The 25,849-nt window shown below is 54.4% G+C and carries 28 protein-coding genes and 1 pseudogene; 15 read left to right on the top strand and 14 right to left on the bottom strand.

Annotation, left to right across the window (positions count from 1 at the left end; translation table 11 throughout):
- Position 1: 1 nt before the first annotated feature.
- The 5 genes and pseudogenes from WH298_RS23685 to fliF all read right to left on the bottom strand — a co-directional run bounded on the left by WH298_RS23685 (position 2) and on the right by fliF (position 4,789).
- Complete coding sequence (locus WH298_RS23685) at positions 2 to 154, bottom strand: DUF2769 domain-containing protein (protein WP_369410855.1); 153 nt, start codon at positions 152 to 154, stop codon at positions 2 to 4.
- A pseudogene (fliI, locus tag WH298_RS01675) lies at positions 84 to 1,382 on the bottom strand (flagellar protein export ATPase FliI); the annotation flags it as partial. The pseudogene fliI and the gene WH298_RS23685, both read right to left, overlap by 71 nt.
- Positions 1,382 to 2,083 (bottom strand): flagellar assembly protein FliH, encoded by a 702-nt coding sequence (fliH, locus tag WH298_RS01670; protein WP_007891441.1) that lies wholly within the window; start codon positions 2,081 to 2,083, stop codon positions 1,382 to 1,384. The gene fliH and the pseudogene fliI, both read right to left, overlap by 1 nt.
- Positions 2,076 to 3,068, bottom strand: coding sequence for a flagellar motor switch protein FliG (gene fliG, locus WH298_RS01665; protein WP_049852563.1), 993 nt, complete (start codon positions 3,066 to 3,068; stop codon positions 2,076 to 2,078). The genes fliH and fliG overlap by 8 nt, the downstream gene beginning before the upstream one ends.
- Positions 3,065 to 4,789: a flagellar basal-body MS-ring/collar protein FliF gene (fliF, locus tag WH298_RS01660; RefSeq protein ID WP_049852564.1), complete on the bottom strand. Its 1,725-nt coding sequence runs from the start codon at positions 4,787 to 4,789 to the stop codon at positions 3,065 to 3,067. Before fliF ends, fliG begins: the two co-directional genes overlap by 4 nt.
- Before the next feature lie 233 nt (positions 4,790 to 5,022).
- On the opposite strand from fliF, the gene fliE reads away from it, so the two are divergent.
- The 3 genes from fliE to WH298_RS01645 all read left to right on the top strand — a co-directional run bounded on the left by fliE (position 5,023) and on the right by WH298_RS01645 (position 6,944).
- Positions 5,023 to 5,334, top strand: a complete 312-nt coding sequence (gene fliE / locus WH298_RS01655) for a flagellar hook-basal body complex protein FliE (RefSeq protein ID WP_007891438.1) — start codon at positions 5,023 to 5,025, stop codon at positions 5,332 to 5,334.
- A 277-nt stretch (positions 5,335 to 5,611) separates the two neighbouring features.
- The gene (locus WH298_RS01650; RefSeq protein WP_007891437.1) at positions 5,612 to 5,980 is read left to right on the top strand and encodes a hypothetical protein; all 369 of its coding nucleotides are present in this window, start codon (positions 5,612 to 5,614) and stop codon (positions 5,978 to 5,980) included.
- A 256-nt stretch (positions 5,981 to 6,236) separates the two neighbouring features.
- Positions 6,237 to 6,944, top strand: coding sequence for a YnfC family lipoprotein (locus tag WH298_RS01645; protein ID WP_180822047.1), 708 nt, complete (start codon positions 6,237 to 6,239; stop codon positions 6,942 to 6,944).
- Between the two features lie 45 nt (positions 6,945 to 6,989).
- On the opposite strand, the gene WH298_RS01640 is transcribed toward WH298_RS01645, so the two are convergent.
- On the bottom strand, positions 6,990 to 8,201 hold the full coding sequence (locus tag WH298_RS01640; RefSeq protein ID WP_180822046.1) for a diguanylate phosphodiesterase: 1,212 nt from the start codon (positions 8,199 to 8,201) through the stop codon (positions 6,990 to 6,992).
- A gap of 120 nt (positions 8,202 to 8,321) precedes the next feature.
- A complete protein-coding gene (locus WH298_RS01635; RefSeq protein WP_082204290.1) occupies positions 8,322 to 8,969 on the bottom strand; it encodes a S24 family peptidase in 648 nt (215 codons plus the stop codon).
- A 144-nt stretch (positions 8,970 to 9,113) separates the two neighbouring features.
- Here WH298_RS01635 and WH298_RS01630 point away from each other — a divergent pair, with 144 nt between their 5' ends.
- From WH298_RS01630 to WH298_RS01615, 4 genes are all read left to right on the top strand, one after another.
- Positions 9,114 to 9,503, top strand: coding sequence for a hypothetical protein (locus WH298_RS01630; RefSeq protein WP_007891426.1), 390 nt, complete (start codon positions 9,114 to 9,116; stop codon positions 9,501 to 9,503).
- The gene (locus WH298_RS01625) at positions 9,484 to 9,813 is read left to right on the top strand and encodes a hypothetical protein (RefSeq protein WP_049852568.1); all 330 of its coding nucleotides are present in this window, start codon (positions 9,484 to 9,486) and stop codon (positions 9,811 to 9,813) included. The genes WH298_RS01630 and WH298_RS01625 overlap by 20 nt, the downstream gene beginning before the upstream one ends.
- 82 nt (positions 9,814 to 9,895) lie before the next feature.
- Complete coding sequence (locus WH298_RS01620; RefSeq protein ID WP_180822045.1) at positions 9,896 to 10,363, top strand: hypothetical protein; 468 nt, start codon at positions 9,896 to 9,898, stop codon at positions 10,361 to 10,363.
- Positions 10,364 to 10,519: 156 nt separating this feature from the next.
- Complete coding sequence (locus WH298_RS01615) at positions 10,520 to 10,786, top strand: hypothetical protein (protein ID WP_007891410.1); 267 nt, start codon at positions 10,520 to 10,522, stop codon at positions 10,784 to 10,786.
- A gap of 20 nt (positions 10,787 to 10,806) precedes the next feature.
- Here WH298_RS01615 and WH298_RS01610 read toward each other — a convergent pair whose 3' ends face one another.
- A complete protein-coding gene (locus WH298_RS01610; RefSeq protein ID WP_007891408.1) occupies positions 10,807 to 11,046 on the bottom strand; it encodes a DinI-like family protein in 240 nt (79 codons plus the stop codon).
- A 62-nt stretch (positions 11,047 to 11,108) separates the two neighbouring features.
- Here WH298_RS01610 and iraP point away from each other — a divergent pair, with 62 nt between their 5' ends.
- A complete protein-coding gene (iraP, locus tag WH298_RS01605) occupies positions 11,109 to 11,402 on the top strand; it encodes an anti-adapter protein IraP (RefSeq protein WP_007891406.1) in 294 nt (97 codons plus the stop codon).
- A gap of 195 nt (positions 11,403 to 11,597) precedes the next feature.
- Here the strand turns inward: iraP and WH298_RS01600 are convergent, their stop codons facing one another.
- The 3 genes from WH298_RS01600 to WH298_RS01590 form a co-directional block, all read right to left on the bottom strand.
- Positions 11,598 to 11,921 (bottom strand): DUF6388 family protein, encoded by a 324-nt coding sequence (locus WH298_RS01600; RefSeq protein ID WP_007891405.1) that lies wholly within the window; start codon positions 11,919 to 11,921, stop codon positions 11,598 to 11,600.
- 140 nt (positions 11,922 to 12,061) lie between these two features.
- Positions 12,062 to 13,351: an ABC transporter substrate-binding protein gene (locus tag WH298_RS01595; protein ID WP_180822044.1), complete on the bottom strand. Its 1,290-nt coding sequence runs from the start codon at positions 13,349 to 13,351 to the stop codon at positions 12,062 to 12,064.
- A gap of 11 nt (positions 13,352 to 13,362) precedes the next feature.
- A complete protein-coding gene (locus WH298_RS01590; protein ID WP_180822043.1) occupies positions 13,363 to 14,907 on the bottom strand; it encodes a methyl-accepting chemotaxis protein in 1,545 nt (514 codons plus the stop codon).
- 220 nt (positions 14,908 to 15,127) lie between these two features.
- On the opposite strand from WH298_RS01590, the gene yedD reads away from it, so the two are divergent.
- Positions 15,128 to 15,601 carry a lipoprotein YedD gene (yedD, locus tag WH298_RS01585; RefSeq protein ID WP_180822042.1) on the top strand — a complete coding sequence of 158 codons (474 nt, stop codon included), beginning with the start codon at positions 15,128 to 15,130 and terminating at the stop codon, positions 15,599 to 15,601.
- 135 nt (positions 15,602 to 15,736) lie between these two features.
- On the opposite strand, the gene fliT is transcribed toward yedD, so the two are convergent.
- Genes fliT through fliD form a run of 3 tightly spaced genes read right to left on the bottom strand, consistent with a single transcriptional unit; the run spans position 15,737 to position 17,934 of the window.
- Positions 15,737 to 16,090, bottom strand: coding sequence for a flagella biosynthesis regulatory protein FliT (gene fliT, locus WH298_RS01580; protein WP_049852573.1), 354 nt, complete (start codon positions 16,088 to 16,090; stop codon positions 15,737 to 15,739).
- Positions 16,090 to 16,497, bottom strand: coding sequence for a flagellar export chaperone FliS (gene fliS, locus WH298_RS01575; protein WP_180822041.1), 408 nt, complete (start codon positions 16,495 to 16,497; stop codon positions 16,090 to 16,092). Before fliS ends, fliT begins: the two co-directional genes overlap by 1 nt.
- Positions 16,498 to 16,509: 12 nt before the next feature.
- Positions 16,510 to 17,934, bottom strand: coding sequence for a flagellar filament capping protein FliD (gene fliD / locus WH298_RS01570; protein ID WP_180822040.1), 1,425 nt, complete (start codon positions 17,932 to 17,934; stop codon positions 16,510 to 16,512).
- Between the two features lie 337 nt (positions 17,935 to 18,271).
- Here fliD and WH298_RS01565 point away from each other — a divergent pair, with 337 nt between their 5' ends.
- From WH298_RS01565 to uhpT, 6 genes are all read left to right on the top strand, one after another.
- Positions 18,272 to 20,080 (top strand): FliC/FljB family flagellin, encoded by a 1,809-nt coding sequence (locus tag WH298_RS01565; RefSeq protein WP_180822039.1) that lies wholly within the window; start codon positions 18,272 to 18,274, stop codon positions 20,078 to 20,080.
- Between the two features lie 112 nt (positions 20,081 to 20,192).
- The gene (locus WH298_RS01560) at positions 20,193 to 20,558 is read left to right on the top strand and encodes a cell envelope integrity TolA C-terminal domain-containing protein (RefSeq protein ID WP_180822038.1); all 366 of its coding nucleotides are present in this window, start codon (positions 20,193 to 20,195) and stop codon (positions 20,556 to 20,558) included.
- Positions 20,559 to 20,717: 159 nt separating this feature from the next.
- Positions 20,718 to 21,308 carry a response regulator transcription factor UhpA gene (gene uhpA, locus WH298_RS01555; RefSeq protein WP_180822037.1) on the top strand — a complete coding sequence of 197 codons (591 nt, stop codon included), beginning with the start codon at positions 20,718 to 20,720 and terminating at the stop codon, positions 21,306 to 21,308.
- Entirely contained in the window at positions 21,308 to 22,804 is a 1,497-nt protein-coding gene (gene uhpB, locus WH298_RS01550) for a signal transduction histidine-protein kinase/phosphatase UhpB (RefSeq protein WP_180822036.1), read from the top strand. Before uhpA ends, uhpB begins: the two co-directional genes overlap by 1 nt.
- Positions 22,805 to 22,814: 10 nt before the next feature.
- Positions 22,815 to 24,143, top strand: a complete 1,329-nt coding sequence (gene uhpC / locus WH298_RS01545; RefSeq protein ID WP_180823675.1) for an MFS transporter — start codon at positions 22,815 to 22,817, stop codon at positions 24,141 to 24,143.
- Positions 24,144 to 24,280: 137 nt separating this feature from the next.
- Entirely contained in the window at positions 24,281 to 25,672 is a 1,392-nt protein-coding gene (uhpT, locus tag WH298_RS01540) for a hexose-6-phosphate:phosphate antiporter (RefSeq protein WP_049852580.1), read from the top strand.
- Positions 25,673 to 25,849: the final 177 nt, after the last annotated feature.

The following is a 25,849-nucleotide window of genomic DNA, read 5'->3' as shown; positions in this document are numbered from 1 at the left end:
TTCAACCTCGCTTAGCGCTAACCGAACATCGCCTGCAGATGCAAACAGGCATCGTCGTAGTCGCTGCGTTCGAAAATCCCCTGATGCAGAAAGGCTTCCATCTCTGGATAGAGCTTGATGGCTCGGTCCAGCATCGGATCGCTGCCTGCGGCATACGCCCCCACGCTCACCAGATCGCGGTTACGCTGGAAGCTGGAGAGCAACTGTTTGAACTGGCGCACGCGCGCATAGTGCGTCTCATCAATTAATGAGGTCATGGCGCGGCTGATCGACGCTTCAATATCAATGGCCGGATAGTGACCGGCTTCCGCCAGGCGACGTGACAACACAATGTGGCCGTCGAGAATCGCACGCGCCGAGTCAGCAATCGGGTCCTGCTGATCGTCACCTTCGGTCAACACGGTATAAAACGCGGTGATGGATCCGCCGCCGTGGGTGCCGTTACCGGCACGTTCCACCAGCGCTGGCAGTTTGGCGAACACCGAAGGCGGATAGCCTTTGGTGGCCGGCGGCTCACCGATCGCCAGCGCGATTTCACGCTGCGCCATGGCGTAGCGGGTGAGGGAATCCATAATCAGCAGCACATGCTGACCGCGATCGCGGAAATCTTCGGCGATGCGCGTGGCATAGGCCGCACCCTGCATACGCAGCAGCGGTGACACATCTGCGGGCGCGGCGATCACCACCGAACGCGCGCGACCTTCAGCGCCAAGGATGTTTTCAATGAACTCTTTGACTTCGCGACCACGTTCACCAATCAAACCGACCACGATGACATCGGCTTTGGTGTAGCGCGCCATCATGCCGAGCAGCACACTTTTACCGACGCCAGAACCGGCGAACAGGCCCATACGCTGGCCGCGACCCACCGTCAGCAGTGCGTTGATGGCGCGCACGCCGGTATCCAGCACATCTTCAATTGGCGTACGTTGTAGCGGGTTAAACGGGGCGGTGATCAGCGGGGCCCGATAGCCGGTTTCCGGCGATGGCAAGCCATCCAGCGGTTTGCCGCTACCATCGAGTACGCGACCGAGGAGCTCCGGGCCAAGCAGCATCTGTTTGCCGCTGTGGCCACTGTCGCCGCTGACGCGCGCATACACGCGGGCGCCGGGTAAGATGCCGTCCACTTCTTCCAGCGGCATCATTAACAGTTTCTGCCCATTGAAGCCGACCACTTCACTTTCAACTTCGGTAATCTTGCTGCCGTCGGTACGTTCAATAATGCAGGTGGCACCCAGCGGCAGCTGCAGGCCGGTGGCCTCCAGTACTAAACCGGTGGCGCGCGTCAGGCGACCGTAGCGACGCACGGTTTGCACCTGTGAAATGCGGTCTTCGAAGGCGTCGAGCGCGCCGAGCCAGCGTGAAAGGCGCGAGGAAGTCATTACAGTGTCCCCGGAGCGGCCAGACGGCACAGCTCCTGCCAGCGTGTTGCCACGCTGGCGTCGAGATCGCCATCTTCGGCGCTGAGTTTACAGCCGCCTGGATGCAGGGTGCTGTCAGCCAGCAAGCGCCAGCCGTGCAGATCCAGCGTTGGACCAAGCGTCTGCTCAATGCGCTGCAAATCATCCGGATGCACGCGCAGCTGCGGTTTGCCGCTGAACATCGGCTCCTGCTGAATCAGCTGCTGAATCTGGCGCAGCAGGGCGCTGCCATCCACCTGCGTAGCCTGACCAATCACCGTGCGCGCGGCTTCCAACGCCAGCTGCATCAGGCGCGAGGCAATCACGCTGTCCAGTGCTTCAAGCGTGTGATGGAACTCGGTTACCAACTGCTGCATACGCGCCTGCAGCGGTGCCTGCTGCTGCTGCGCATCGGCTAAACCTTGCTGAAAACCGGCGTCATAGCCGTTCTGCTGCGCTTCGGCAAAGCCCTTTTGATAGCCTTCGCTGTAGCCCTGCGTCTGCGCATCTTTGCGCATCTGCTGCTGCATACGTTCCAGCTGTTGTTGCTGTTCAGCTTCGGCGCTTAGCTCAACCTCGCTCTCCGCTTCCTCTGGCTGCGGCTCCGGTTCGGTGCGAAATGCGCTGCCTAAATCATCAGGCTGCCAGCGCTGCCACGCGCGGGCGGAAAAGGCATCAGACATAGGTTTCCTCGCCACCACCAATCACCATCTCGCCGGATTCTGCTAAGCGACGTACCACCAGCAGGATGGCTTTCTGTTCGTTCTCCACTGCCGACATACGTACCGGGCCGCGGTTGGCCAGATCGTCGCGCAGGATATCGGCCGCACGGGCTGACATGTTCTTGAGGAACTTCTCGCGCAGCGGCTGCTCGGCACCTTTCAGGGCGACCAGCAACTGCTCGGATTCCACTTCCTGCAACAGACGCTGGATGCTGCGATCGTCCACTTCCACCAGGTTTTCGAACAGGAACATCTCGTCGATGATCTTCTGTGCCAGCTCGCCATCGAAGTCGCGTACCGCTTCGATAACCGCTTCTTCCTGCTGAGTTTTCATCAGGTTGATAATTTCTGCTGCGGTTCTCACGCCGCCCATCTTCGCGCGCTTGAGGTTGGTGCCGTCGAGCAGGCCGTTGAGCACTTCGGTCAGCTCCGCCAGCGCCGCCGGCTGGACACCACCGAAGGTGGCGATACGCAGCATCACATCGTGGCGAAGACGCTCGTCGAACAGCGCCAGAATATCCGCCGCCTGGCCACGTTTGAGGTGGACCAAAATGGTGGCGATAATCTGCGGATGCTCGTCGCGAATAAGATCCGCTGCCGCCTGCGGCTCCATGAAGTTGAGCGTTTCCATGCCGCTGGTGGTCTCGTTTTTCTCGAGAATATCTTCCAGCAGGCTTGAGGCGCGCTCTTCGCCCAGCGCTTTGATCAGCACCGAACGCAGGTATTCATTGGAGTTGAGGCTCAGCGCGGCGAACTGTTCTGCATCAACTTCAAACTCACGCAGCACTTCCGTCAGCTGCTTGTGCGACACCTGACGCATTGCCGCCATCGCCGCACTCAGGTGCTGCACTTCACGCTGGTTGAGGTGTTTGAACACCTCCGCCGCGCGCTCTTCGCCGATGGTCATCATCAGAATGGCGCTTTTTTCTGTACCGGTCAGACTCATAGTTCTTTACTCATCCATTCGCGGATAACCAGCGCCACAACGCGCGGATCGTTTTCAGACATGTCGCGGATACGCTGGCTCATCACCTCGGCGCTCATGCGGTTAGTAGATTTACGCTCCTGATCCAACTCATCTTTGCTGAGCTGAACGTTAAAGGCTTCTTCCTCTTCCATCGCTGCAGAGCGAGCTGCCAGCGCTTCAGCGGCCGCTTTCTCTTGCTCTTTCTTACGCATCAGCTGTGGACGTACCAGCTTGCGATAGAGGATGAAGCCGACCAGCGCCACCAGCAGCCAGCGACCGGCGGTCATCAGCTGATCGAAGAACGCTTGCTGCTGCCAGAATGGCAGGTCGCCACCGCTTGGCTCGGTCATGTTGAACTGCGAGTTCACCACGTTGACGCTGTCGCCACGCGTTTGCGAATAGCCCATCGCTTCGCGGGTTAAATCTTCAATCTGCTTGATCTGTTGCTCGTTCAGCGCCACCGCTTTGCCTTTACCGTCATCGCGATAGTTGACGACCACGGCAACGGAGAGACGCTGCACATCGCCCACGTTTAGCTTGGTATGACGAATGGTGCGATCCAGCTCGTAGTTAACGGTGTCGTTACGGGTGGAGCTGCTTGGGCCGCTACTTTGCGCCGTGCTGGTGGTAGTGGTGCCGTTGTTCTGCGCGTTGGCGTTTTGACCGTTGGCGTTCTGACCATTAGCAGTATTGTTCTGCGGATTGGTCACTGGCGCGGTGTTGGCTGGCGCCGGTTGATTCGACAAGGCGCCCGGCACGCCGCCTGGATACGGGCTGCCGTTCTGTTCGGAGTTGCTGGTCTGGCGTGAACGCACCGCGGAGTTGTTCGGATTGGCGTTCGGCTGATATTTCTCGTCGGTTTGCTCGCTGCGGTCAAAGTTGATCTGCGCCGTCACCTGCGCATGCACATTGCCTTGGCCAACAATCGGGTTAAGGATGGCTTCGATGCGCTGCTGGAAGCGCGCTTCTACTTCAGAGGCATATTTCAGCTGAGCATCATTCAGGTCGCGGCCTTCGCTATCCGAGCGGGTCAGCAGACGGCCGGTCTGATCGACCACCGTAACGTTGCCCGGCGGTAAACCCGCCACGCTGCTGGAAACCATATGCTGAATGGCCTGAATTTGGCCTTCATCTAATGCACGACCCGGCTGCAGATTCAGCGTCACCGAAGCGGAAGGGGACTTTTGCTCACGCACAAACAGCGTCGGTTTTGGCATTGCCAGATGCACGCGCACGCTCTTCACCGGTCCGAGCGTTTCAATGGTGCGCGACAGTTCGCCTTCCAGCGCACGCTGGTAGTTGATCTGCTCGCTAAACTGGCTGATACCGAACTTCTCTTTATCCATCAGCTCGAAGCCCACGTTGCCACCTTTCGGCAGACCTTGCTGGGCCAGACGCAGACGCAGTTCATGCACTTTATCGGCGGGCACCATCAGTGCGCCACCGTTGTCAGCAAACTGGTAAGGGATGTTCATTTGCGTCAGCTGGGTGACGATCGCGCCGCCATCCTCATCGGAGAGGTTGTTATAAAGGACGCGATAGTCTGGCGCCTTTGCCCACAGCACCAACGCAAAAACCACTGCGATGACGGCAGCGGCGGCAATAATTAAGGGAATTCGCGGATTGGCGCGCAGGCGGGCGAGAAGGTCACTGAAGCCTTTCTTTGCTGTATCCTGTGTAGCGGCTGCACTCGCATTCATGACCGTTTCCTGCCTGACATAATTGACCGGGTGTGTGGTTGTGACAAAACTGACTCCCTGAATACGTCCAAAATGAAATTCCAAACTAATGCGGGCATTATTTGATGAATCGTGTCACTTCGATGGTTGGATAAGCCGGGTTTTTTGCGTTCATTTAGCGCCTTTGTCCTATTGACAGTGTGATAACTTTCTCATCGTGAAAATTTAATCCCTTCTTTAATGAGGAACAGGCAATGTCAATTCAGGCCATTGATGGTGTGTTGCAGCAGCTGCAGATGACGTCTTTGCAGGCCAGCGGTAAGCAGGCTGAGTCAGGCAATCAGGTGGATTTCAGCGCCACGATGAAAGCAGCGCTGGATAAGATCAGCGAAAGCCAGACGTCCGCACGCACTCAGGCGCAGGATTTCGAGATGGGTAAACCGGGCATTCAGTTAAACGATGTGATGGTCGATCTGCAAAAGTCTTCTATCTCTATGCAGATGGGCGTGCAGGTGCGCAATAAGCTGGTGTCGGCTTACACCGATATTATGAGTATGCAGGTATAGGTTCTCTGACGGATAAGTATTACTAAGTCGTGAATCAGAGCGCTTTGTTATGGGGCAGGGTTGGGCAGTCTCGTTACGTTTTGGCCCGGAATGCTCCTAAGCTATCAACCAATTCTTTTCTTGAATGAGCGGCCAGCACCAAACATTTTGGACACATAACAAAATTTGCGTTACATCAACTAAAGATACAATTGCTAACAATAAATGACATTCCTGGTGCAAAACCAAGACAATTCTTATAACATAAGCCCATCTACTACAATGATGGATTATTACGGTGAAAATCAAAATTGCTGTTGTTGGAGCCTCTGTATTACTGACGGCTACCGTTGCTTTTGCTGGCATGGCATATAGTAACGACAAACCTGATTACGTTATCAAAGCTGAAAACTCGACCAATAACTTTTTAATGTACTCATACGGTCCGGGTAAATGCACGGCCTCGAAAGGCACCGCGCATCAATGGGAAATGGAGTGCTCTTATGATGGTGGCGAAGATTTAGTCAAATATTCAGTCCTGCCTTCCAACGAACAGCGCCATGGTAAAAGTGGTAAGTTCCGTCTGGTTGCGCAAAACCAATTAGCGGCTGAAAGTGCGACCAAAGGTTTAACGCGTTATCTCAATATCACTACCGATAAAATTTAGCCTTCAAGCAATAACATTAGGCTGAATCATCCTTTCGACATCAAGACGCTATTTATTAAGTCGCCAACTGGCGACTTTTTCCGTTTTTCCGAATTAAACGCGGAAATGGCGTCGCTAAAGCAGGGGATAATTGCATGTCGTTTCGGGTATAGTTCATCCGGGTGATTATGTTCGAAGCGAGTGGCAAGGTGACTGCCAGAATTAAGCCCAATTTCCGACCTTATGCGCTGCATTATTTCGAGAAGAGGATTCTCACGTGAAGAAAACCCTGCTGTTTTGGAGCGCTATCGTCCTGCTTGCAGGATGCGATAAGGATGCTGCGACGTTTTATCCGCAAATGAAAAACTACGCTTACCTCTATCAATTTGAAGCGCTGCCTGGAAACGTCAAAAGCACCCATCAAACGCTGTTTACCGCAGATGGACAGCAAATCTTCGAGGTGAATGCCGATTTTGACCGCAACGGCTGCCTCACGCATGTGAAGTCTGTCGGTAAAGCGGGCGAAGTGATTGAAGTCTCACGCGACGGTGATGCATTAAAAGGCAGCGAAAACGGACAGGATGTGGTGGTGACGCTGGATAAAAACTGCGCCATGGTGAAGAAAGTCACGCCGACCATGACGGTAGATATTGCCTATAACAAGCAGGGTTTGGTTGAGCAGATTTCCTCTCCCGCCTCCGATGCAGCGTTTCACCTCGCGTATAACAGTGATGGCGAAATGGCGGTATTAAGTATTACTCAGGCCGGAACAGAAGTGTCGCGTGCTAGCGCGGTGCGCGCAGAAGATAAGCAAAAGATTTCGGATGTGGTCACCACGGTGAAGCGTAATGATCAAATCAAAACCGTGAGTAATGTCTGCCAATACAAAAACGCGGTGCCTTATTACTGCGACATTATTACCACCGATGCGGCAGGCAAGGTGGTTGATAAGCAGTATGGCAAAATCGACGTTAGCTATTATTAATAAAAAACGCCGTTCAATGACGGCGTTTTTTAATTTGGGCTGATGCTATTTAATTTCCGGCCACGCTACGGATGGGAAGCCATTTAACAGCGGATGTGCAAACAGGAAACCCTGGAACTGGCTGATACCGGCAGCTTCCAGCCACATCCACTCTTCGGCTTGCTCCACACCTTCAGCAATGACCGCAATCTCCAGCGACGCACAGCACTTAATAATGGCGTGCATAATTGCCTGCTTCGGACCGCTTTTGTGAACATCACGAATAATATCGCGATCGATTTTGATTTTGTCCGGCTGGAATTTCGATAACAGCGACAAACCGGCAAAACCGGCACCAAAATCGTCCAGCGCCAGACTGATACCGGCGGCTTTGAGCTTTCTCACTTCGGCGGCGAACTCATCGGAGCGCGAAATGATCTCATTCTCGGTAACTTCCACGATGATCTGCTGCGGCACCAGTCCACTGGCGGTGATCTCCTGCAGCAGAAAATCGACCGCATTCGGCACCGTCACCAGCGACATCGGCAGCAGATTGATCGACAAGCGATGCTCGCCAATCCCGAGTTTGCTCGCCACGTTAAACGCCAGTTTTTTTGAGCGAATATCCGCGTGGTAAACCGCTTCGCCACCAAAAGCGGAGAAATACTCATCCGGTGAGCCGCCGGTGGGCGTGCGGATCAACGCTTCAAACGAGGTGACGCGACGCGCGAAGGGGTCGATGATCGGTTGAAAGGCAAAGCGGCAATCCTGCACGCTCTGATCAAGATCATCCAGCTCATTTAACCAGGCTACATCGGGAATAAATTCCCAGGTATTGGCTGGCGGGATTTCAAAGTAGTTCTCTTTATCCCGTGCCACCACAAAGGTGCGTAAAAACTGCAGCGCACGATCTTTATAGGTGAGCTGGTAGCGAGAGGTACCTTTATCCAGCACCGCTTGCAGCACGCTCTCTTTGTCGTGCTCACGCAGATCGAACAACTCCATGCCGACCTTGCCAAAACGGCGTTCTGGCGCGAAGTCATGCATCAGTTCCACCAGATTATGATGGCGCGCATCGTGGCAAATACGCTGATAAATGCCCTGCACCGCATCGCGCGGCCCTTCCAGCAGCTGGAAAAAATGCAGGCCATCAAACAGTAAGATGCCGGTGACATCCGAGTTTTTGTTTTTGCTATTGGCTTTAGCAACCATATCTTCGAGCGTTTTAATCGGCACGTGGTCGTGCAGATGGCTGCGATAAAGAATTGTGGTAAGCATGGCGATTGTCCGACGAAATTATTATTTTGCGGCTACATTAACAGGCTTACCGCGGGGTCTGTCCATAGCTTCCCGCGCTTAGGCTAAACTTTTTTCAAAATAACAGCTTAAGCGAAGCGGCTAGCCGCTTCGATAACGTCGCAGCTCCATTAAAGTGCCGATAATTTGCAGGCCAGCGTCTGCCGAGTGTAGCTGCGGAAAATCATCGTTCAGCGGTCGTAAGACGAAATGTTGCCCAGCAGATTGCTGAGCTTGCTGACGATAAATACGCACCAGCGCCACGCCATTTGCTAGCGCCAGCACCACATCGCCAGGCTGCGGCGGAACATTGGGATCAAAGATTAAGCTGTCCCCGGGGCGATAGTCGGGCTGCATCGATTGATCTTCCACCGTTATCGCTAAGGCGCCATCGCTGAGTGTGCTTTCACTGTAGAGAAAACGCGTCGCCTGTTGTTGCAGCAGTAAACGCTGTTCGCCCAACCACGCAGCCGCTTGCGTCAGACTGATCAATGGCACCGTCGCAACAGGTACCGCGCTCGGCGCTGCTGAAAACACCTCGCCATCACCATCAATAATCCATGCCGCAGTACATTGCAGCCACTGCGCCAGCCGCAGCAGGTTTTCCCCACGCGGTACGGTTTCCTCTTTTTCCCATTGCGATACAGCCACATGCGAAACGCCGATACTTTTAGCCAGCGCCTGCTGTGTTAACTGCAGTGCTTTACGTCGTGCCCGGATGCGTTCACCGGAAGATTCTTTTTTCATCATCTTGACATCTCCTGAAGGATTGGCTTAAGTATACTTAAATTCATGAGATAAAGTAAACTTAAATTCAGGCGTTGACCGCGAAGCTGGCAAGGGTGGTCAGCGTGCTCTTGAGGCGCAACCCTTGCCAGGGGTGAGAGGTGAAGCATGGAAAGTAGTTTAGTCACCAGCGTAGGTGCGTTGCTTCTCGGCGGCGGCGCAGCAGCTGTGTTCTGGAAACCGTTAATGGCGGGGATTGCCGCTATCGTCACCAGCAATCGTGCCGGCGGGGAGATCATCACCAGCTACAAAGAACAGGTGATGCTGCTCAAAGAAGGTCATGCCTTGATGCGCCAGGAAAACGATGAGTTGCGCATCCGACATGACAAAAACCTGCGGCGTATCTCTTCGCTGGAGACCGATCTGCGGCTGATTAAAAACGCGTTAAGCATTTTGCTGGCAACCACTGAAGCCGAGCACAGCGATAAGTTTCGCAGTCAGGTTAACCAACTGATTACCACTCTGGAGGAGAGTCGTGATGACGCAGATAAACAGTGAGTACGTAGTGAAAAACCATCGGCGCCAGCTGTTTTTCGGCGGCTTTCTACTGATGCTGTCGCTGATGTGCGTGGCGATGACGGTGCTGTTCCTGTTTGTCAGTAACAGCGCTAATCAGCGGGTTGAGGAGATCCGGCAACAGTACCGCACCATCTCCGAGCGGCGTGAAGCCCGCGTGGCGGAGTTGACCAGCCAGTTGGTGGCGCTGCAGAACACACTCGATGGCATAAACAAGCATCCGGCCAGCGCACCGGCTGAGAAAGTGAAACCGGCTGAAGGAGAGAAGTCGCCACCTCAACCCAAGCGTTAAGGAGGGGATCATGCGCATTACCACGTGGATTGCAGCCAGTGTTGCCCGACTGCGGTCTTTATTAAGTCAGAAGGAGAACGTTATGAGCGATCAAATTGTTATCGATCCAACCACCAATGCTGCGGTAAGCGCTAGCGCAGCCACTCCCCAGGCTTCTTCACCTGCGGAGGATTTTGCCAACGAAGTCGCTACGCCAGCAGCTGCCGTCACCGCAGTTCCGGCGGCAGCGCCTGCGGCTGACGTCTCAACCGAGGCTGCCCCCGCTGCTGCGCCTGAAGCTGTGGCGGTTGCGCCAACTGAAGCTGTACCGGAGGCGGTGACCGCTGCGCCAGCGGAAGAGGTGCCGCCCACGGCACCCGAGGTGGCGACTCCCGTTGCAACCGCAGCGGCGCCGGCTACCGCAACGCAGGAGGCCAGTCATGCCAGCGAAGGATTCTCAGAAGGGGTGAAAGATTTTGCCCAGGCGTTCAAATTTGTCGAGCAGGGGGTGATCAAATTGGGGGATGCCGCCAAGGATGAGCTGATTGAACTGGCGAGGAAGTATCTGTAATGCAGGACGACTCGCCAAAGGGGACCGGGATGTCCCCTGTTAATTAACAGGTTTTAGACACTTCCGATTATTCCTAATGCGGCTTCGATATTTTGTACTACCTTTAATCATTCAAGCGTTATTTAAATCGTCTTATTAAGCGAAAAGGAAGATAGCATGAGTGATACAGAAACTGTAAAAACCAAAACTGACTACTTGCGTGATGTCACCTCCCAGCTTAAAGAGATGCGCCACTACGCGCAGACCAATACTGAGACGCTTTCTGCCCACTGGCTGGCGTTTGATGCGGGTGAGTACAAAGACCCGGAGTATGCGGGACGTTTTGACACCTTGCTCAACAAACAGGGCAAGCTGTTAGATGATATTGATGAGGCGATTCAGGACCTGGAAATCGCCATCAACCATGCCGAGCAGGAAAGCTAAGCTTGTCATGCACTGGTGGCCTAATCGGCCACCAGCCACATTTCCGCTTCATCGAACATCTCTTCAACAATCCGCGCAATCGTCGCTTTATCGTTCTTACTCATATCGGTATCAATCGCGTTCCGTTCCATTGGTTTGACGCGCACCTCAATATCGGGAAAGACGCGCTGTACACGCTTTTCCAACTCCTGCAAAATCATCTCGCGTGCGCCCGGTAATCCGGCCACATTGCGCTTATCGTAAATCAGTTCCACAAACATCAGGGCGTTCCATTCAGCGGATTGGGTGCGCCATGGTACTGTAAATAAAAACAGGGGTAAACATGCGCCAACTGGTTATCGATATCTTGCTGAAAATGGCAAAAATGGATGTGGAGGCAAAGGAGCTGGTGGCGCAGGTTGAGGCGCAGTCATTACTGATTGCGGCACTGCTGATTCAGGCTAAAGAGAACAACTCGCTGACCATTTCCGAAACGGTACAAGAGGCCATTGTGACGGCTTCGCGTGCATCGCAGGAGTTTCTACAATCGGATGTTGATCTGCTGCTCACACACGTTAATCGTCTGCTGGCGGTGGCAAGCTACATTGAAATTAAAGGGATAGAGCGGGAAGGGTAGAAAAATATTACCTCTGGAAGTGGAAATCCAGCAACACTTCCAGAGGCGGTGCAACAGCACCATTCGTTCAAGGACAATCTACGACTTACGTCGTGATGAGTAAGTTATACAAGTTAGAACGACTTGTACAACTTTTTCCTGATCATTTTGAGTGGTTGGAGCTGTATCCTTGATGCATATTCAACAGCTTGGGCGTTAAAGCTCGTTCTTGATGCAGAACTCTTCCCACGTCATGCCCAAAGCTTCGGCATGAGATTTCAGATATTTTTCAATGGCATCGGCGGCAACGGCTTTATCCGGTTCGGCCAACTGAATGGAAAACAGCATGCCATCCAGCTTCTTCTGACGCAGAAACGCGGCGTAGATGCGTTCAGCGTGCCACGCGCGTAATTGGGCCAGCGACAGGTTCGCCTGGCGCGCATCGCTCTCGGTGAATTCATCCAGTGCAGACTGAAAATCGGGGTGGGCGGCGAAAAACATGGTACGCGCCTGAGCGTAATACTCTTCTGGGGTTTTCATTCGGGGATTCCTGCGTATCAACTTGCGCGCTAGTGTAACGCGCGCAAGCTGCGTTGTCAGGATTACGCTTTCGGGTTCGATATCTATGGCGACCAGGTGCGCATAAATGCGCACCCTACAAACACCTTATGCGCTACCGATCAATGCAACTGCTGATAAATGCGCGTGACGTCCTGTTGATTCTTCGCCAGAGTTTCGTCCAGCGTCAGTTTGCCGCTCAGCATATCCGCCAGATTCTGCCCGACGGCATTACCCATCTGATCAAATCCTGGAATACTCACGTACTGCACGCCCTGATAGGGCACCGGATTAAGCGTTGGTTGCTCGACGGTGGCCGATTCAATCGCCGCACGCACCTGCGCCGCATACGGTGCCAGGCGCTGATAGCTTGGCTGCTGATAGGTTGAATTGCGGCTGCCCGGCGGCACCGCGCCCCAACCAACGGTATCCGCCACTTGCTGAATATACTGTTTTGACGTCGCCCAGCTGATAAAAGCGATGGCCGCATCGCGATTCGGCGTATGTGCGGGAACGGCCAGCGCCCACGACCACAGCCAGTTGGAACCGTTACGCGTGATGCCGCCCGGCGCAGGGGCAAAGGCCAGCTTATCCGCCACCAATGAAATCTGCGGATTAACCAGCAGACCGGCTGCCACCGTACTGTCGATCCACATCGCGCACTTGCCCTGTGCTGTCAGACGCAAAATCTGGCCAAAGCTGTTGTTCACCGTATCCGGCGGCCCGTCCTGTTTCACCATCTGCAAGTAATCGCCGAGCGCTTCGCGCCACTCCGCAGAGTTGAGCGTGGGTTGCCAGTTCTCATCGAACCACTGCGCGCCATAGGCGTTGGCCATGGTGGTGAGGAGCGCAACGTTATCGCCCCAGCCAGGCTGACCGCGCAAGCACAGGCCGTAAATGCCTTGCTGCTTGTTGGTCAGCTTCGCGGCGAAGTTTTTGATGTCGGTCCAGTCAGGATTATCGGGCATGGTTAGGCCTTTTGCCGCAAACAGGTCTTTGCGGTAATAGGTCATGCTGCTTTCGCCGTAGAACGGCAGGGCATACAGGGTTTGCTGCCACGACAGCGCTTTGCGTACCGGAGCGATGAGATCATCGCTAACGTAATCCGCCGGCAGCGTATTCAGCGGCGCCAGCCAGCCTTTTTCGCCCCACAGCGGCGCTTCATAGGTGCCAACGGTAATCACGTCAAACTGCGGCTGGCCGCTGTTCATCGCCGACAGCACCGCCTGACGCAGCGCGCCATCATCCATCACGTGCCACTGCAGTTTGACGTCGGGATGTTGCTGTTCATAACGCGTAGAGAGCTGCTGCATGATGGTCATATCGCCGTTGGCGATGGTGGCGATGTTCAGCGTGGTTGCCGCCTGACTCAGCAGCGGCGTGGCCAGTAACATCGCGAGAAGTTTACGCATGATGTCGCTCCTTAGCGCTGTTGCAGGCGGAAGAAGGCCATCTTCTCCACCAGCAATCCAGCATGCTCACTGACGGTTTGGCTGGCGGCGCTGGCTTCCTGCACCAACGAGGCGTTCTGCTGCGTAGCGCCGTCCATCTGGATCACCGCAGTATTGACCTGTTCAATGCCGCTGGATTGCTGACGGCTGGCCACGGCAATTTCGCCGACGATATCCACCACGCGCGCCACGCCGTGATTGATGTCATTCAACATGGCCCCGGAACGCTGCACCAGCGCGCTGCCAGCTTCCACCTTGCCGACGCTGGCATCAATCAACGCTTTAATCTCGTGCGCGGCACCGGCAGATCGCTGCGCCAGCTGACGTACTTCAGCGGCCACTACGGCAAAGCCACGGCCTTGCTCACCCGCACGCGCCGCTTCAACTGCCGCGTTTAGCGCCAGCAGGTTGGTCTGGAAGGCAATTTCATCGATCACCCGGTTGATATCGGCGATACGCTTGCTGGAGGATTCAATCTCCTCCATCGCGCTGACCGCATCACGCAGCACGCTGCTGCCGCGTTCGGCCTGATGACGCACATCGGTGGCCAGTTCGTTGGCCTGCGCGGCGTTATCGGCGTTATGTTTTACCGTGGCGGTCATCTGCTCCATGCTGGCGGCGGTTTGCTCCAGCGAACTGGCCTGCGAATGGGTACGCTCAGAGAGATCATCATTGCCGTCGGCCATCTGACGCGCGGCATCGCTGAGCGCGCTGGCGCTTTCGCCCACTTCGCGCACGATCTCGGCCAGACGCACGTCCATGCGCAAGAGCGATTGCATCAGTTCGCCCATCTCATCACGCGAAACGGTACCGATATCATGATTCAGTTCACCGGCCGCAATCGACTCGGCGAGTTCGCGTGCCTGACCAATCGAGCGATTAATTGAGCGGATCAACAGCCAGCCGAACACCAGCGCCACGCTCAGGCCGACCAGCAGAATCACGATCAGGCTATTGCGCGCCAGCTGGTAATCGCTGTTGCTTTGCTGATAGGTGAGTTCTGCGTGCTGGCGCATCAGCGCATCCAGCTGGTCAATATCCTGCTGCAGCAGCTGGCTGCCGCTGCGCAGGCGGGTTTCAATCACCACTAATGCCGCCGAAGGATTGCCGCTTTTCAGCAGTTCGCCGGCCTCTTTCAACGCCATTTGCCAGCCGTCGAGGTGGGTAATAAATTGCTGGCTCAGCGGCTTGGTTTGCGCATCAAACGACAGTTGCTGCCAGGTTTGACGATCTTTCGCAATCTGTTCGCCGTAGTGCGCAATGCGTGCCAGACGTTTCTCCACTTCGCTGCTGTCGGTCCAGTAGCGCAGGGCATCAAACAGGGTAGAGGATTGTTCCTGCACCATGCGGTACAGGCGGGACGAGTATTGCAGCGGTAACAGCTCATTCTGGTAGGCATTTTGCGCCCGCTGGTCGGCGGCACGCAGTCCGATGATTCCCCAGATGGCGGCAACAATCAGTAAAATGCACAGCAGGCCGACAATCGATGTCAGGCGCGCGCGAAGGGTTAATCGCATAACGGTGTTCTCCGTAACGAAGATGAAGTGTGTAGTGGGTAATTATTATTTTGTGCAGATCCGTTAACTCCAGGATGAGTTATCGGCGCATTAATGAGCGGCTTGAGTTTTTTATGGCGTACGCTGCGGGGAAAAACGCGCGGCATACCGCAGATACCTTGCGCAACTGACGGGAAAAATTATAACGTAGCCGCCATTGATGCGAGTGTAGGGAACGAGAATGAAAAAGTGGATGATACTGGCCGCGCTGGCGTTGAGTGGTTGTGCGCAGATCAGCAATTATGACCAGGCCGTGAAAACCCCGGCACCGCTGGAACTGCAGGGCAACTGGCAAACCGTTGGCCCGCAAAGCAAGTTGATCAGCAAGCAGGCGATGGGCAGCCTGATTATCAGTGCCGAAGGCGATACGCTGGATTGCCGCCAGTGGCAGCGCGTAATTGCTAAACCGGGCAAATTAACGCGCCTGGGCGATGATTGGGTCAACGTGACGCGTCAGGTGCGCGTGATGCCGCTGAAGCTGGAGAGCGGTGAGCTGCGTTACGACGGTTTACGCCTGCGTAAAGTGGATCGCCCAACCGTTGAGTGCCAGCAGGCGCTGGACGAAGTTGCCGCCAATCCGAATGCGCGAGTCATTCAGGATATCGAACCGCAGATTATGCAGCCGGTTTCGGTGTCGTCTAAACCGGCACAATAATCCTCAGGTCACCATAAATGGCGACCCTACATATTCTGCCCGTAGGGTCGCCATTTATGGTGACCTGAAAATCGGGAAAAAAAGGGTGAGAAGATAACCTTCTCACCCTTTTTTCATGCAATACATCGCAACTAATCAACCCTGCGGCAAATACACGCTACCTTGCTTACCGTACGCGCTCATCACCGATTTCTGCATCGATGATTGCCCCACCAGCTGCGTCAGCTCATCCATACGCAGTTGCAGCAGACGCTTCACTTCGCTCTCATTATCGAGGATATGGCGTAACACCGGACGCAGCTGCTCTTGCAGCTGGCGCGACGGTGCGGCGGCTTCGGTTGTTTGCGCCAGTCTTTGCACCGCACTGACATAATCCACTTCCTTGGTAATCAAATCATCCCATTCGCCGTCTGCTGCCAAACGCAGCATTCCATGGCTGAGGTCGAGTAACTGTTGGTAAACGGTGATCAGTGGCGGTGCAATGTTCATTAAACGGCGTCCTGAAGGTGTTGAGGTTGTACGACTTCTTTCCAGGCATCAGCAATATTGCGCAGAAGACCTTCAACTTCTTCGAGGGCTTCGACATCATTACGCAGATTAGCCTGAACCAGACGGCGAACCATATAGGCGTAAAGGCCTAACAGGTTGTCGGTAAGGTCATCGCCTGCTTGCTCATCGAGGCCCTGTTTCAGTCCGCCTTCGATGATGTTAATGGCCTTGGAAATCGAGTTACCTTTTCCCTGGATATTGTTGTCCTGCATAAACAGGCGGGCGCGGACCAGTGCGCTGATCGCACCGTCAAACAGCAAGGTAATCAGCTGCTGTTGATTGGCGCTCATCACTGAGCTCTCCACCCCGATTTTTGCGTAGGCTTGGGTGCCTGTAGCGCTATACATGGTCACTCCTTACTATTTAGAACTGCTGCTCGAGGTCATATTGTCGAACTGCTGCGTCAGGTAATCGCTGGTGCTGTTCAGTGAACTCATGGTGACGTCGAGTTGAGTAAACTGTGCTTTGTAACGCGCAATCAGATTGTTGATGCGCGTATTCATGTTGTTGTATTGCTCGGTCAGGTTATTCAGCGTCTTGCTGACACCATCCTTCGCTGACTGAATGCTACCGGTAGATGAAAGCCAGCTGGTCAGGTTGGTCGCCAGTTTGGTGGTGATACCGGTGGTTTTCCCGTCTCCCACAATCATCTCTTTAACACCCGAAGGATCGCTGGTCAGTTGGGTTTTTAACTTATCAGCATCCAACGACAGCTCGCCGGTTGTTGGATCGGTAGTGATACCAATTTGCGCCAGGGTTTTGAAGCTCGATGAGCTGGAAGTATTGGTCAGCAAGCTCTTGATCTGCGTCTGAATGGTACGCAAGGTACTGTCGCCAAGCAGCGCGCCATTACTGGTGTCTTGGGTATCCGCACCCACATCGACCGCAGTGTATTTTGTCAGGCTGTTGAACTGGTCCAGCAGCGTATTGTAGGCATTAACAAAGTTGGTGATGGCGGTGGTGGCTTTGGACGAATCCTGGGTAATGGTCAGCGACTGATTACCGCTGGTGACATCATTCAGATTTAGTGTAATGCCTTCCAGCGCATCACTAATGGTGTTGCTGCTGCTGGTAATCGGGACATTGTTAACTGTTAATTCGGCATCTTGCGCCTTAACGCTGACGTCCATCGGATTATCAGCGTCGGTTTTGTCTTTATCAAAACCGACAATTCCCTGCAGTGTGTCATCGCCAGTTACAGTTATTGAAGAGACTGCATTGGCTTCACCGGTTTTTGACGCGGTAAGCGACAGGCGGTATTCACCATCACCGCTTTTGATAATACTGGCGCTTACACCCGCTCCGGCGCTATTTATCGCATCACGCATGCCGGTCAGCGAAGTTTGAGCGCTGGTTAGCGTAATATCTTTGCTGGTGCCGTCAGCCAGTTTGATCGACAACGTACGGCTGGCATCGGAGCTACCCAGCGCAGTGGTGTTGCTGGTCTGTACGCCGGAAGTCAGCGTCTGCGCCTGTGCCAGCTGCGTAACACTAATGCTGTATTTACCGGCGATGGTGCTGCCAGACGTGGTGGCGCTGAATGCAGTGGTGCTGCTGGCTGCACTGGTGGCGGTAAACAAATCCGCGCTGTTTAATGCCGTGTTAGCAGACTGAAATGTGGTTAACGCGCTCGACAAGGTGCCGTAGGCGCTCAGCTTCGCGGTATAGGCGCTCTGCTGATTGGAGATCGGCGTTAATGACGCTTTTTCTGCGGTACTCAAGTTATCCAGAATGGTACTTAAATCGAGGCCTGAACCGATACCGAGGGTAGAAATAGTAGCCATGCTTTTTCCTTTATATGGTCGACACGGATTTTGAATACCTGGGTTATCGGCCTTTAATAACTAAAGTTTAGAATTATTTGCCTTAGTGTAATGAGGTAAATAAGCGCTATATAGAAGGGTATTTCGACTGCTAGAAAATTCGTTAATTAAGTCTAAAGAAGTGCGGCAGGGTGGCGATAACCATTAGCGTGACAGGTTGAAGGGAAAAATTTTCACCTGGTCCTAAAAAAATTCTAAAGGTTGTTTAAGGGCAGACGATAACAACATTGACGGCGCTGAAGCCGGCGGGTTGAAGCCCACACCTTAACCGAAAGACTTGATTAACAGGAAAATTATCATGGCCCAAGTCATTAATACCAACAGCCTCTCGCTGATCACTCAGAACAACATCAACAAAAACCAGTCTGCTCTGTCTTCTTCAATCGAGCGTCTGTCTTCTGGTCTTCGTATTAACAGCGCTAAAGATGACGCAGCGGGCCAGGCCATTGCTAACCGCTTCCAGTCAAACATCAACGGCCTGACTCAGGCAGCGCGTAACGCCAACGACGGCATCTCAGCAGCGCAGACCACTGAAGGCGCGCTGTCAGAAATCAACAACAACTTACAACGTGTTCGTGAACTGACCGTACAGTCTCAGAACGGCACCAATAGCCAGTCTGACCTGGACTCAATTCAGGACGAAATCAAATCCCGTCTGGACGAAATCGACCGCGTATCCGGTCAGACTACTTTCAACGGCGTGAACGTGCTGGCGAAAGACGGCTCAATGAAAATTCAGGTTGGTTCTAACGATGGTGAAACTATCACTATTGACCTGAAAAAAATCGATTCTTCTACTTTGGGCCTGACTGGCTTCAACGTAAACGGTTCTGGTTCAGTAGCGAATACTGCAGCAACTAAAGCTGACCTTACTGCTGCTCAACTTGATACTACAGCAGCTGGCGCTACTATTGCTGCTCCTACCGAAGATGGAAATGGTGTTACTAAGTACACTGTAAGCGCGGGATTGAAAGAATCAACTGTTGCTAATGTATTCGCAGGTTTAAGCGATGGAGCAAAAGCTACTGCGGTTATTACGACTGGCTTCGACTCAGTAGCAACTAACAGCTATACCTATCAAAAAGATACTAATGACTTTACCTATACTGGAACAATCAATGCAGCTGATGCTACAACGCAAAGCAATAGCGCTAAGCTCCAATCGTTCCTGACGCCTAAAGCGGGTGATACTGCGAGCTTGAGCGTAAAAATTGGTAACTCTTCTGTTGATGTAAACCTGGCAAGTGATGGTAAAATCACCGCTAAAGATGGCTCCGCTCTGTATATCGATTCTACTGGTAACCTGACTCAGAACAGCGCCGGTCTGACAAACGCAAATCTGGCAACCTTAGATGGTTTAACCAAAAACCACAGTGCTGCTGCTGACGCTACAACCGCTGCTGTGGCTGTTCCTGTTGATATTACTACTGCAGATGGGGCAACAATTCATTTAGCTGGTGACACCGCCGCTGCTACAGAGCCTGCAACTGGAGTTGCTGGTGCGATTACTGTGACTAATGCACGAATCAGCGCTGATGCTCTGCAGTCGGCTACTAAAGGTGTAGCTTACACCATTGATGTTGCTGGTGACGGTGCTACTACGACAGTCGGTGATATTCAAGTTGCTGCAAATGGCACTGTTAAAACTACTGCCGATGGCACCAATTTCAGTGCTGCTTTCACTAAAGCCGACGGTACTCTTACAACCAGCAATGAACAGGAAATCTTCCTGCAGAAAGACGGTTCTGTAACCAACGGCTCTGGCAAAGCTATCTTTAAAGACGCAGCTGGCAAATTCACCACTGATGCAGCAACCACTGCAGCAACCACTGCAGATCCACTGAAAGCGCTGGACGACGCTATCAGCAGCATCGATAAGTTCCGTTCAAGCTTGGGTGCGATCCAGAACCGTCTGGATTCAGCGGTAACTAACCTGAACAACACCACCACTAACCTGTCTGAAGCACAGTCTCGTATTCAGGATGCTGACTACGCGGTTGAAGTTTCAAACATGTCTAAAGCACAGATCATCCAGCAGGCGGGTAACTCAGTGTTGGCTAAAGCTAACCAGGTTCCACAGCAGGTTCTGTCTCTGCTGCAGGGCTAATCGCTCTAAGCTCCTTGCTTATCAAACCCCGCTTCGGCGGGGTTTTTTTATATCTGCATATTATGCGCAAGCAGTTATACTCAGCATCCTCCCGCTTCACAGGACGTGTTTAATGCGTATTTTCCTCTTCGCTATGCTGTTGTTATCCGGTTGTACCACCGCAAAACATCCACGTACTCATGTGGTCGTGCCACCGCCGCCGGTTGTGACCGATCTCAACAGCTATATCGCCGGAATCAACTATGCCATCACGACGCAGTTATTTGATGTCGATACCTTTGCAGGCAAAACGTGTGATGTGCGACTTGATTTGGATGACAAAGGACAACTGACGGATATCCATGTATTAACCGGCGATATCGGCTTATGTACTGCCGCTATGGAAGCCGCCAAAAACGCTCAATTCCCTGAGCCACCGTCCCAGGAAATTCATCGGCTGATAACGCATCCGGTATTACATTTCGCGCCACAAAAGTGAAACGCACGGCCGGTACATCGTAGGGTCGCCATTCATGGCGACCGCAAGTCTGCACCATCTGTAGCAGCGTAATCTACTGCACCATTCCTACCCAATCCGCTTGAAGCTTCTCCGGCTTATCGCTAAGGTAAGCGCGTTTTTTCGCCGCCAGGAAACCTTATGACCACCATCGCGCTCATCGACGATCACATGATTGTCCGTTCAGGTTTTGCCCAATTACTCGGGCTGGAACCGGATTTTCAGGTTGTTGCCGAATGCGGTTCCGGGCGCGAAGCCCTTAATCAACTACCGGGGCGCGGCGTGCAGGTGTGCATCTGCGATATCTCGATGCCGGATATTTCCGGGCTGGAGTTATTGAGCCAGCTGCCGAAAGGTATGGCGACCATCATGCTGTCGGTGCACGACAGTCCGGCGCTGGTGGAGCAGGCGCTCAACGCCGGCGCGCGCGGTTTTCTCTCCAAACGTTGCAGCCCCGATGAACTGATCGCGGCGGTGTATACCGTGGCCAAAGGCGGCTGCTACCTAACGCCCGATATCGCCATCAAGCTTGCCTCGGCACGGCAGGATCCGCTTACCAAACGCGAACGTCAGGTGGCGGAGAAACTGGCGCAAGGCTTAGCGGTGAAAGAGATCGCTGCCGAACTCGGCCTGTCGCCGAAAACCGTTCACGTTCATCGCGCCAATTTGCTGGAAAAACTCAATGTCAGTAACGACGTTGAACTGGCGCGCCGCATGTTTGATGGCTGGTAATGCAGCCACTCTTTTCTCGGCTGATTGCCGTCATCGCCAGTTTTTGTATCTTCTCCGCCGCGTGGTTTTGCCTGTGGAGCATCAGCCTGCATCTGGCGGATCGTCCTGAGCTGGCGGTGTTGCTGTTTCCCTTTGGCCTGCGCCTGGGTTTGATGTTGCAGTGCCCACGCGCCTATTGGCCGGTGCTGCTCGGTGCCGAGTGGTTGATGCTGTATGGGTTATCCCGCGAAGTGGCGCTGGCGCATCTGCCGCTGCTGATGCTCGGAAGCTTATTAACACTGCTGCCGGTGGCATTGATCTCCCGTTATCGTCATCAACGCGATTGGCACACTTTGCTGTGGCAGGGTGGAGCGATGGTGTGCGCGGCGCTACTGCAAGCCTTGCCGTGGATCGCACAGCCAGCAGCATTGAATGCGGTGCTGCTCACGCTGACTGGCGCGCTGACCGTGGCACCCACCTGTTTGGTGATCTGGCACTACCTCACCAGCACCCGCTGGCAGCCGCTCGGCCCTTCGCTGGTCGGACAGCCGGTTAACTGGCGCGTGCGCCATCTGTTTGGTTATGTGCTGCTGTTTATCGTCAGCCTATGGTTGCAGCTTGGATTGCCGGCAGAGCTGTCGCGCTTCACGCCATTTTGTCTGGCGTTGCCGATTATCGCGCTGGCGTGGCATTACGGCTGGCAGGGCGCGCTAATCGCCACACTGATGAACGCCATCGCCCTGATCGCCAGCCAAACCTGGCACGATCACGCGGTCGATCTGCTGCTCTCCCTGCTGGCGCAAAGTCTTACCGGGCTGCTGCTGGGCGCGGGTATTCAGCGTTTACGTGAACTTAATCAGTCGCTGCAAACCGAGTTGCTGCGTAATCGCCGCCTGACGGAACGCTTGCTGGAGACCGAAGAGAGCGTACGACGCGAAGTGGCGCGCGAACTGCACGATGATATCGGCCAAACCATCACCGCGATTCGCACCCAGGCCGGGATCATGCAGCGCATCAGCCCGGAAAGTGGCGTCAAGCAGAGTGGCATGTTGATTGAGCAGCTGTCGCTGGGTATTTACGACTCCGTGCGTCGTTTGCTGGGGCGCTTGCGTCCGCGCCAGTTGGACGATCTCTCGCTGGAGCAGGCTATTCGCTCGCTGATGCGGGAAATGGAGCTGGAAGGGCACGGCATCATCAGCCATCTCGACTGGCACATTGACGAAGCACGACTCAGTGAAGCGCAACGCGTCACGCTGTTTCGTGTCTGTCAGGAAGGACTCAATAATGTGGTGAAACACGCCAGCGCCCGCGCGGTGACGCTGCAAGGCACATTGCAGGACGAGCGGTTGCTGCTGGTCATTGAAGACGACGGCTGCGGCCTGCCGGCGGGTTCCCCGCAGCAAGGTTTTGGCCTTGCCGGCATGCGCGAGCGCGTGACGGCGCTAGGCGGCTCGCTGGGGATCGCCTGCACCCACGGCACGCGCGTTAGCGTCACGTTACCGCTGCGCAAGGGATAACCCAAAAATGATGTTCAGATTTCTCAACGCCCCAGCCAGCGCGCAGCCGATCGAGGATAACGCGACCATTGATGCGCGCTATCGCTACTGGCGGCGTCATATCATGATCACAATCTGGCTCGGCTATGCGCTGTTCTATTTCACCCGTAAAAGCTTCAACGCCGCCTCGCCGGAAATTCTGGCGGCGGGCGTGATGACGCGCACAGACATCGGCCTGCTGGCGACGCTGTTTTACATCACTTACGGCCTGTCGAAGTTTTTCTCTGGCATCGTCAGCGACCGCTCCAATGCGCGCTATTTCATGGGCATTGGGCTGATGGCGACGGGCGTGGTCAACATCCTGTTTGGCTTCTCCACTTCGCTGTGGGCGTTCGCGCTGCTATGGGTGCTGAATGCGTTTTTCCAGGGATGGGGATCGCCGGTGTGTGCACGTCTGCTGACCAGCTGGTTTTCTCGCACCGAACGCGGCGGCTGGTGGGCGCTGTGGAATACGGCACAGAACGTCGGCGGTGCGCTTATCCCGATGATCGTCGGTGGCGCCGCGCTGCACTATGGCTGGCGTGCCGGCATGATGATTGCGGGCGGACTGGCGATCGTCGCCGGTATTTTTCTCTGCTGGCGCCTGCGCGATCGCCCGCAAACCGTAGGTTTACCGCCGGTAGGTGACTGGCGCCACGATGCACTGGAGATCGCCCAGCAGCAAGAGGGCGCGGGGCTGAGTCATAAAGAGATCCTCACTAAATATGTGCTGCTCAACCCTTACATCTGGCTGCTATCGCTATGTTATGTGCTGGTTTATGTGGTGCGTGCCGCCATCAATGACTGGGGCAATCTCTACATGTCCGAGACGCTGGGCGTGAATCTGGTGACGGCCAATTCGGCGGTCACCATGTTTGAACTCGGCGGCTTCGGCGGTGCGTTAGTGGCGGGATGGGGCTCGGATAAATTGTTCAACGGCAATCGCGGACCGATGAACCTGATCTTTGCCGCCGGTATTTTGCTGTCAGTGGGATCGCTGTGGCTGATGCCGTTTGCCAGCTATGTGATGCAGGCAGCGTGTTTCTTTACCATCGGCTTTTTTGTCTTCGGCCCCCAAATGTTGATCGGTATGGCGGCGGCGGAGTGTTCGCACAAAGATGCGGCAGGCGCGGCGACCGGATTTGTTGGCCTGTTTGCCTATCTGGGCGCGTCGCTCTCCGGCTGGCCGCTGGCACGGGTGATCGATGTTTGGCACTGGAGCGGCTTTTTCGCGGTCATCGCCTGTGCGGCGGGGATTTCGGCCCTGCTGCTGTTGCCATTCCTGCATGCGCAAACGCCGCGCCAGCGCGAGGAAGTGTGATGCATCCCCGCTTTTTGCCTTTACCTCGCCAAAACTAAGAAATTTTCCCGGTTGCGCCGGGCAGTTGTCTCAGGCCGAAACCGCTGCTGATTTTTACAATGCCTGCCATCACGCAGGTCATTAATCAGGAGCACTCCATGCTGGCTTTCTTAAATCAGGTGCGCAAGCCGACCCTGAATCTGTCGCTCGAAGAGCGACGCAAGATGTGGTTCAAACCCTTTATGCAGTCCTATCTGGTGGTCTTTATTGGCTACCTGACCATGTATCTGATCCGCAAAAACTTCAACATTGCGCAGAACGACATGATCACCACCTACGGACTGAGCATGACGCAGTTGGGGATGATTGGGCTCGGCTTCTCCATCACCTACGGCGTCGGGAAAACTCTGGTTTCCTACTACGCCGATGGCAAAAATACCAAGCAGTTCCTGCCGTTTATGCTGATTCTCTCGGCAATCTGTATGCTGGGCTTCAGTGCCAGCATGGGCGCGGGTTCGGTGAGTTTGTTCCTGATGATTGCGTTTTATGCGCTGAGCGGCTTCTTCCAAAGTACCGGCGGCTCCTGTAGCTACTCCACCATCACCAAATGGACGCCGCGCCGCAAACGCGGCAGCTATCTGGGCATGTGGAATATTTCGCATAACCTCGGCGGCGCGGGTGCAGCCGGTGTGGCGCTGTTTGGTGCCAATTACCTGTTCGATGGGCATGTGGTCGGCATGTTTGTGTTTCCGTCACTGATCGCCCTGGTCGTCGGCTTTATCGGTCTGCGCTACGGCAGCGATTCACCTGAATCTTACGGTTTGGGCAAAGCCGAAGAGCTGTTTGGTGAAGAGATCAGCGAGGAGGACAAAGAAACTGAAGATCAGGCGATGACCAAGTGGCAGATCTTTGTCGAGTACGTGCTGAAAAACAAAGTGATTTGGCTGCTGTGTTTCGCCAACATCTTCCTGTATGTGGTGCGTATTGGTATCGATCAGTGGTCGACGGTATATGCCTATCAGGAGTTAAAACTGTCGAAAGAGGTGGCGATTCAGGGCTTCACGCTGTTTGAAGTCGGCGCGTTAGTCGGCACGCTGCTGTGGGGCTGGTTATCGGATCTGGCGAATGGTCGTCGTGCGCTGGTGGCATGTGTGGCGTTGGCGTTGATTATTGCCACGCTCGGTGTCTATCAACATGCCAGCAATCAATACGTTTATCTGGCCTCGCTGTTTGCATTGGGCTTCCTGGTGTTTGGTCCGCAACTGCTTATTGGTGTCGCTGCCGTCGGCTTTGTACCGAAAAAAGCCATCGGTGCCGCCGATGGTATTAAAGGCACCTTTGCTTACCTGATCGGTGACAGCTTCGCGAAGTTAGGCTTGGGGATGATCGCCGACGGCACGCCAATCTTTGGCTTAACCGGATGGGCCGGGACTTTTGCGGCGCTGGATGCGGCAGCGATCGGCTGTATCGCCCTGATGGCGCTGGTGGCAGTGTTTGAAGAGCGTAAGATTCGCCGTGAGAAGCGCCTGCAGCGGTTAAAAGCAGCGTAATGGTGCGCCCCGGTTTTCCGCCGGGGCTTTTTTGTCCGTTAATCCTGCTGACCTAAAGCAAATTGATGTGTGGGGCAAAGGACGATTTTAGCGCATACCCTACATCCTGAGAAAAGTAACCAACCTGTTACAGTCCGCCCGCCAATTGCCGATAACTCCCTTCAGAATCATTCCCAT

It is taken from the genome of Pantoea nemavictus (genome assembly GCF_037479095.1).
Taxonomy (GTDB): domain Bacteria; phylum Pseudomonadota; class Gammaproteobacteria; order Enterobacterales; family Enterobacteriaceae; genus Pantoea; species Pantoea nemavictus.
Note: the sequence above shows the minus strand (reverse complement) of the source record. Positions and strands in the feature narration are given on the sequence as shown.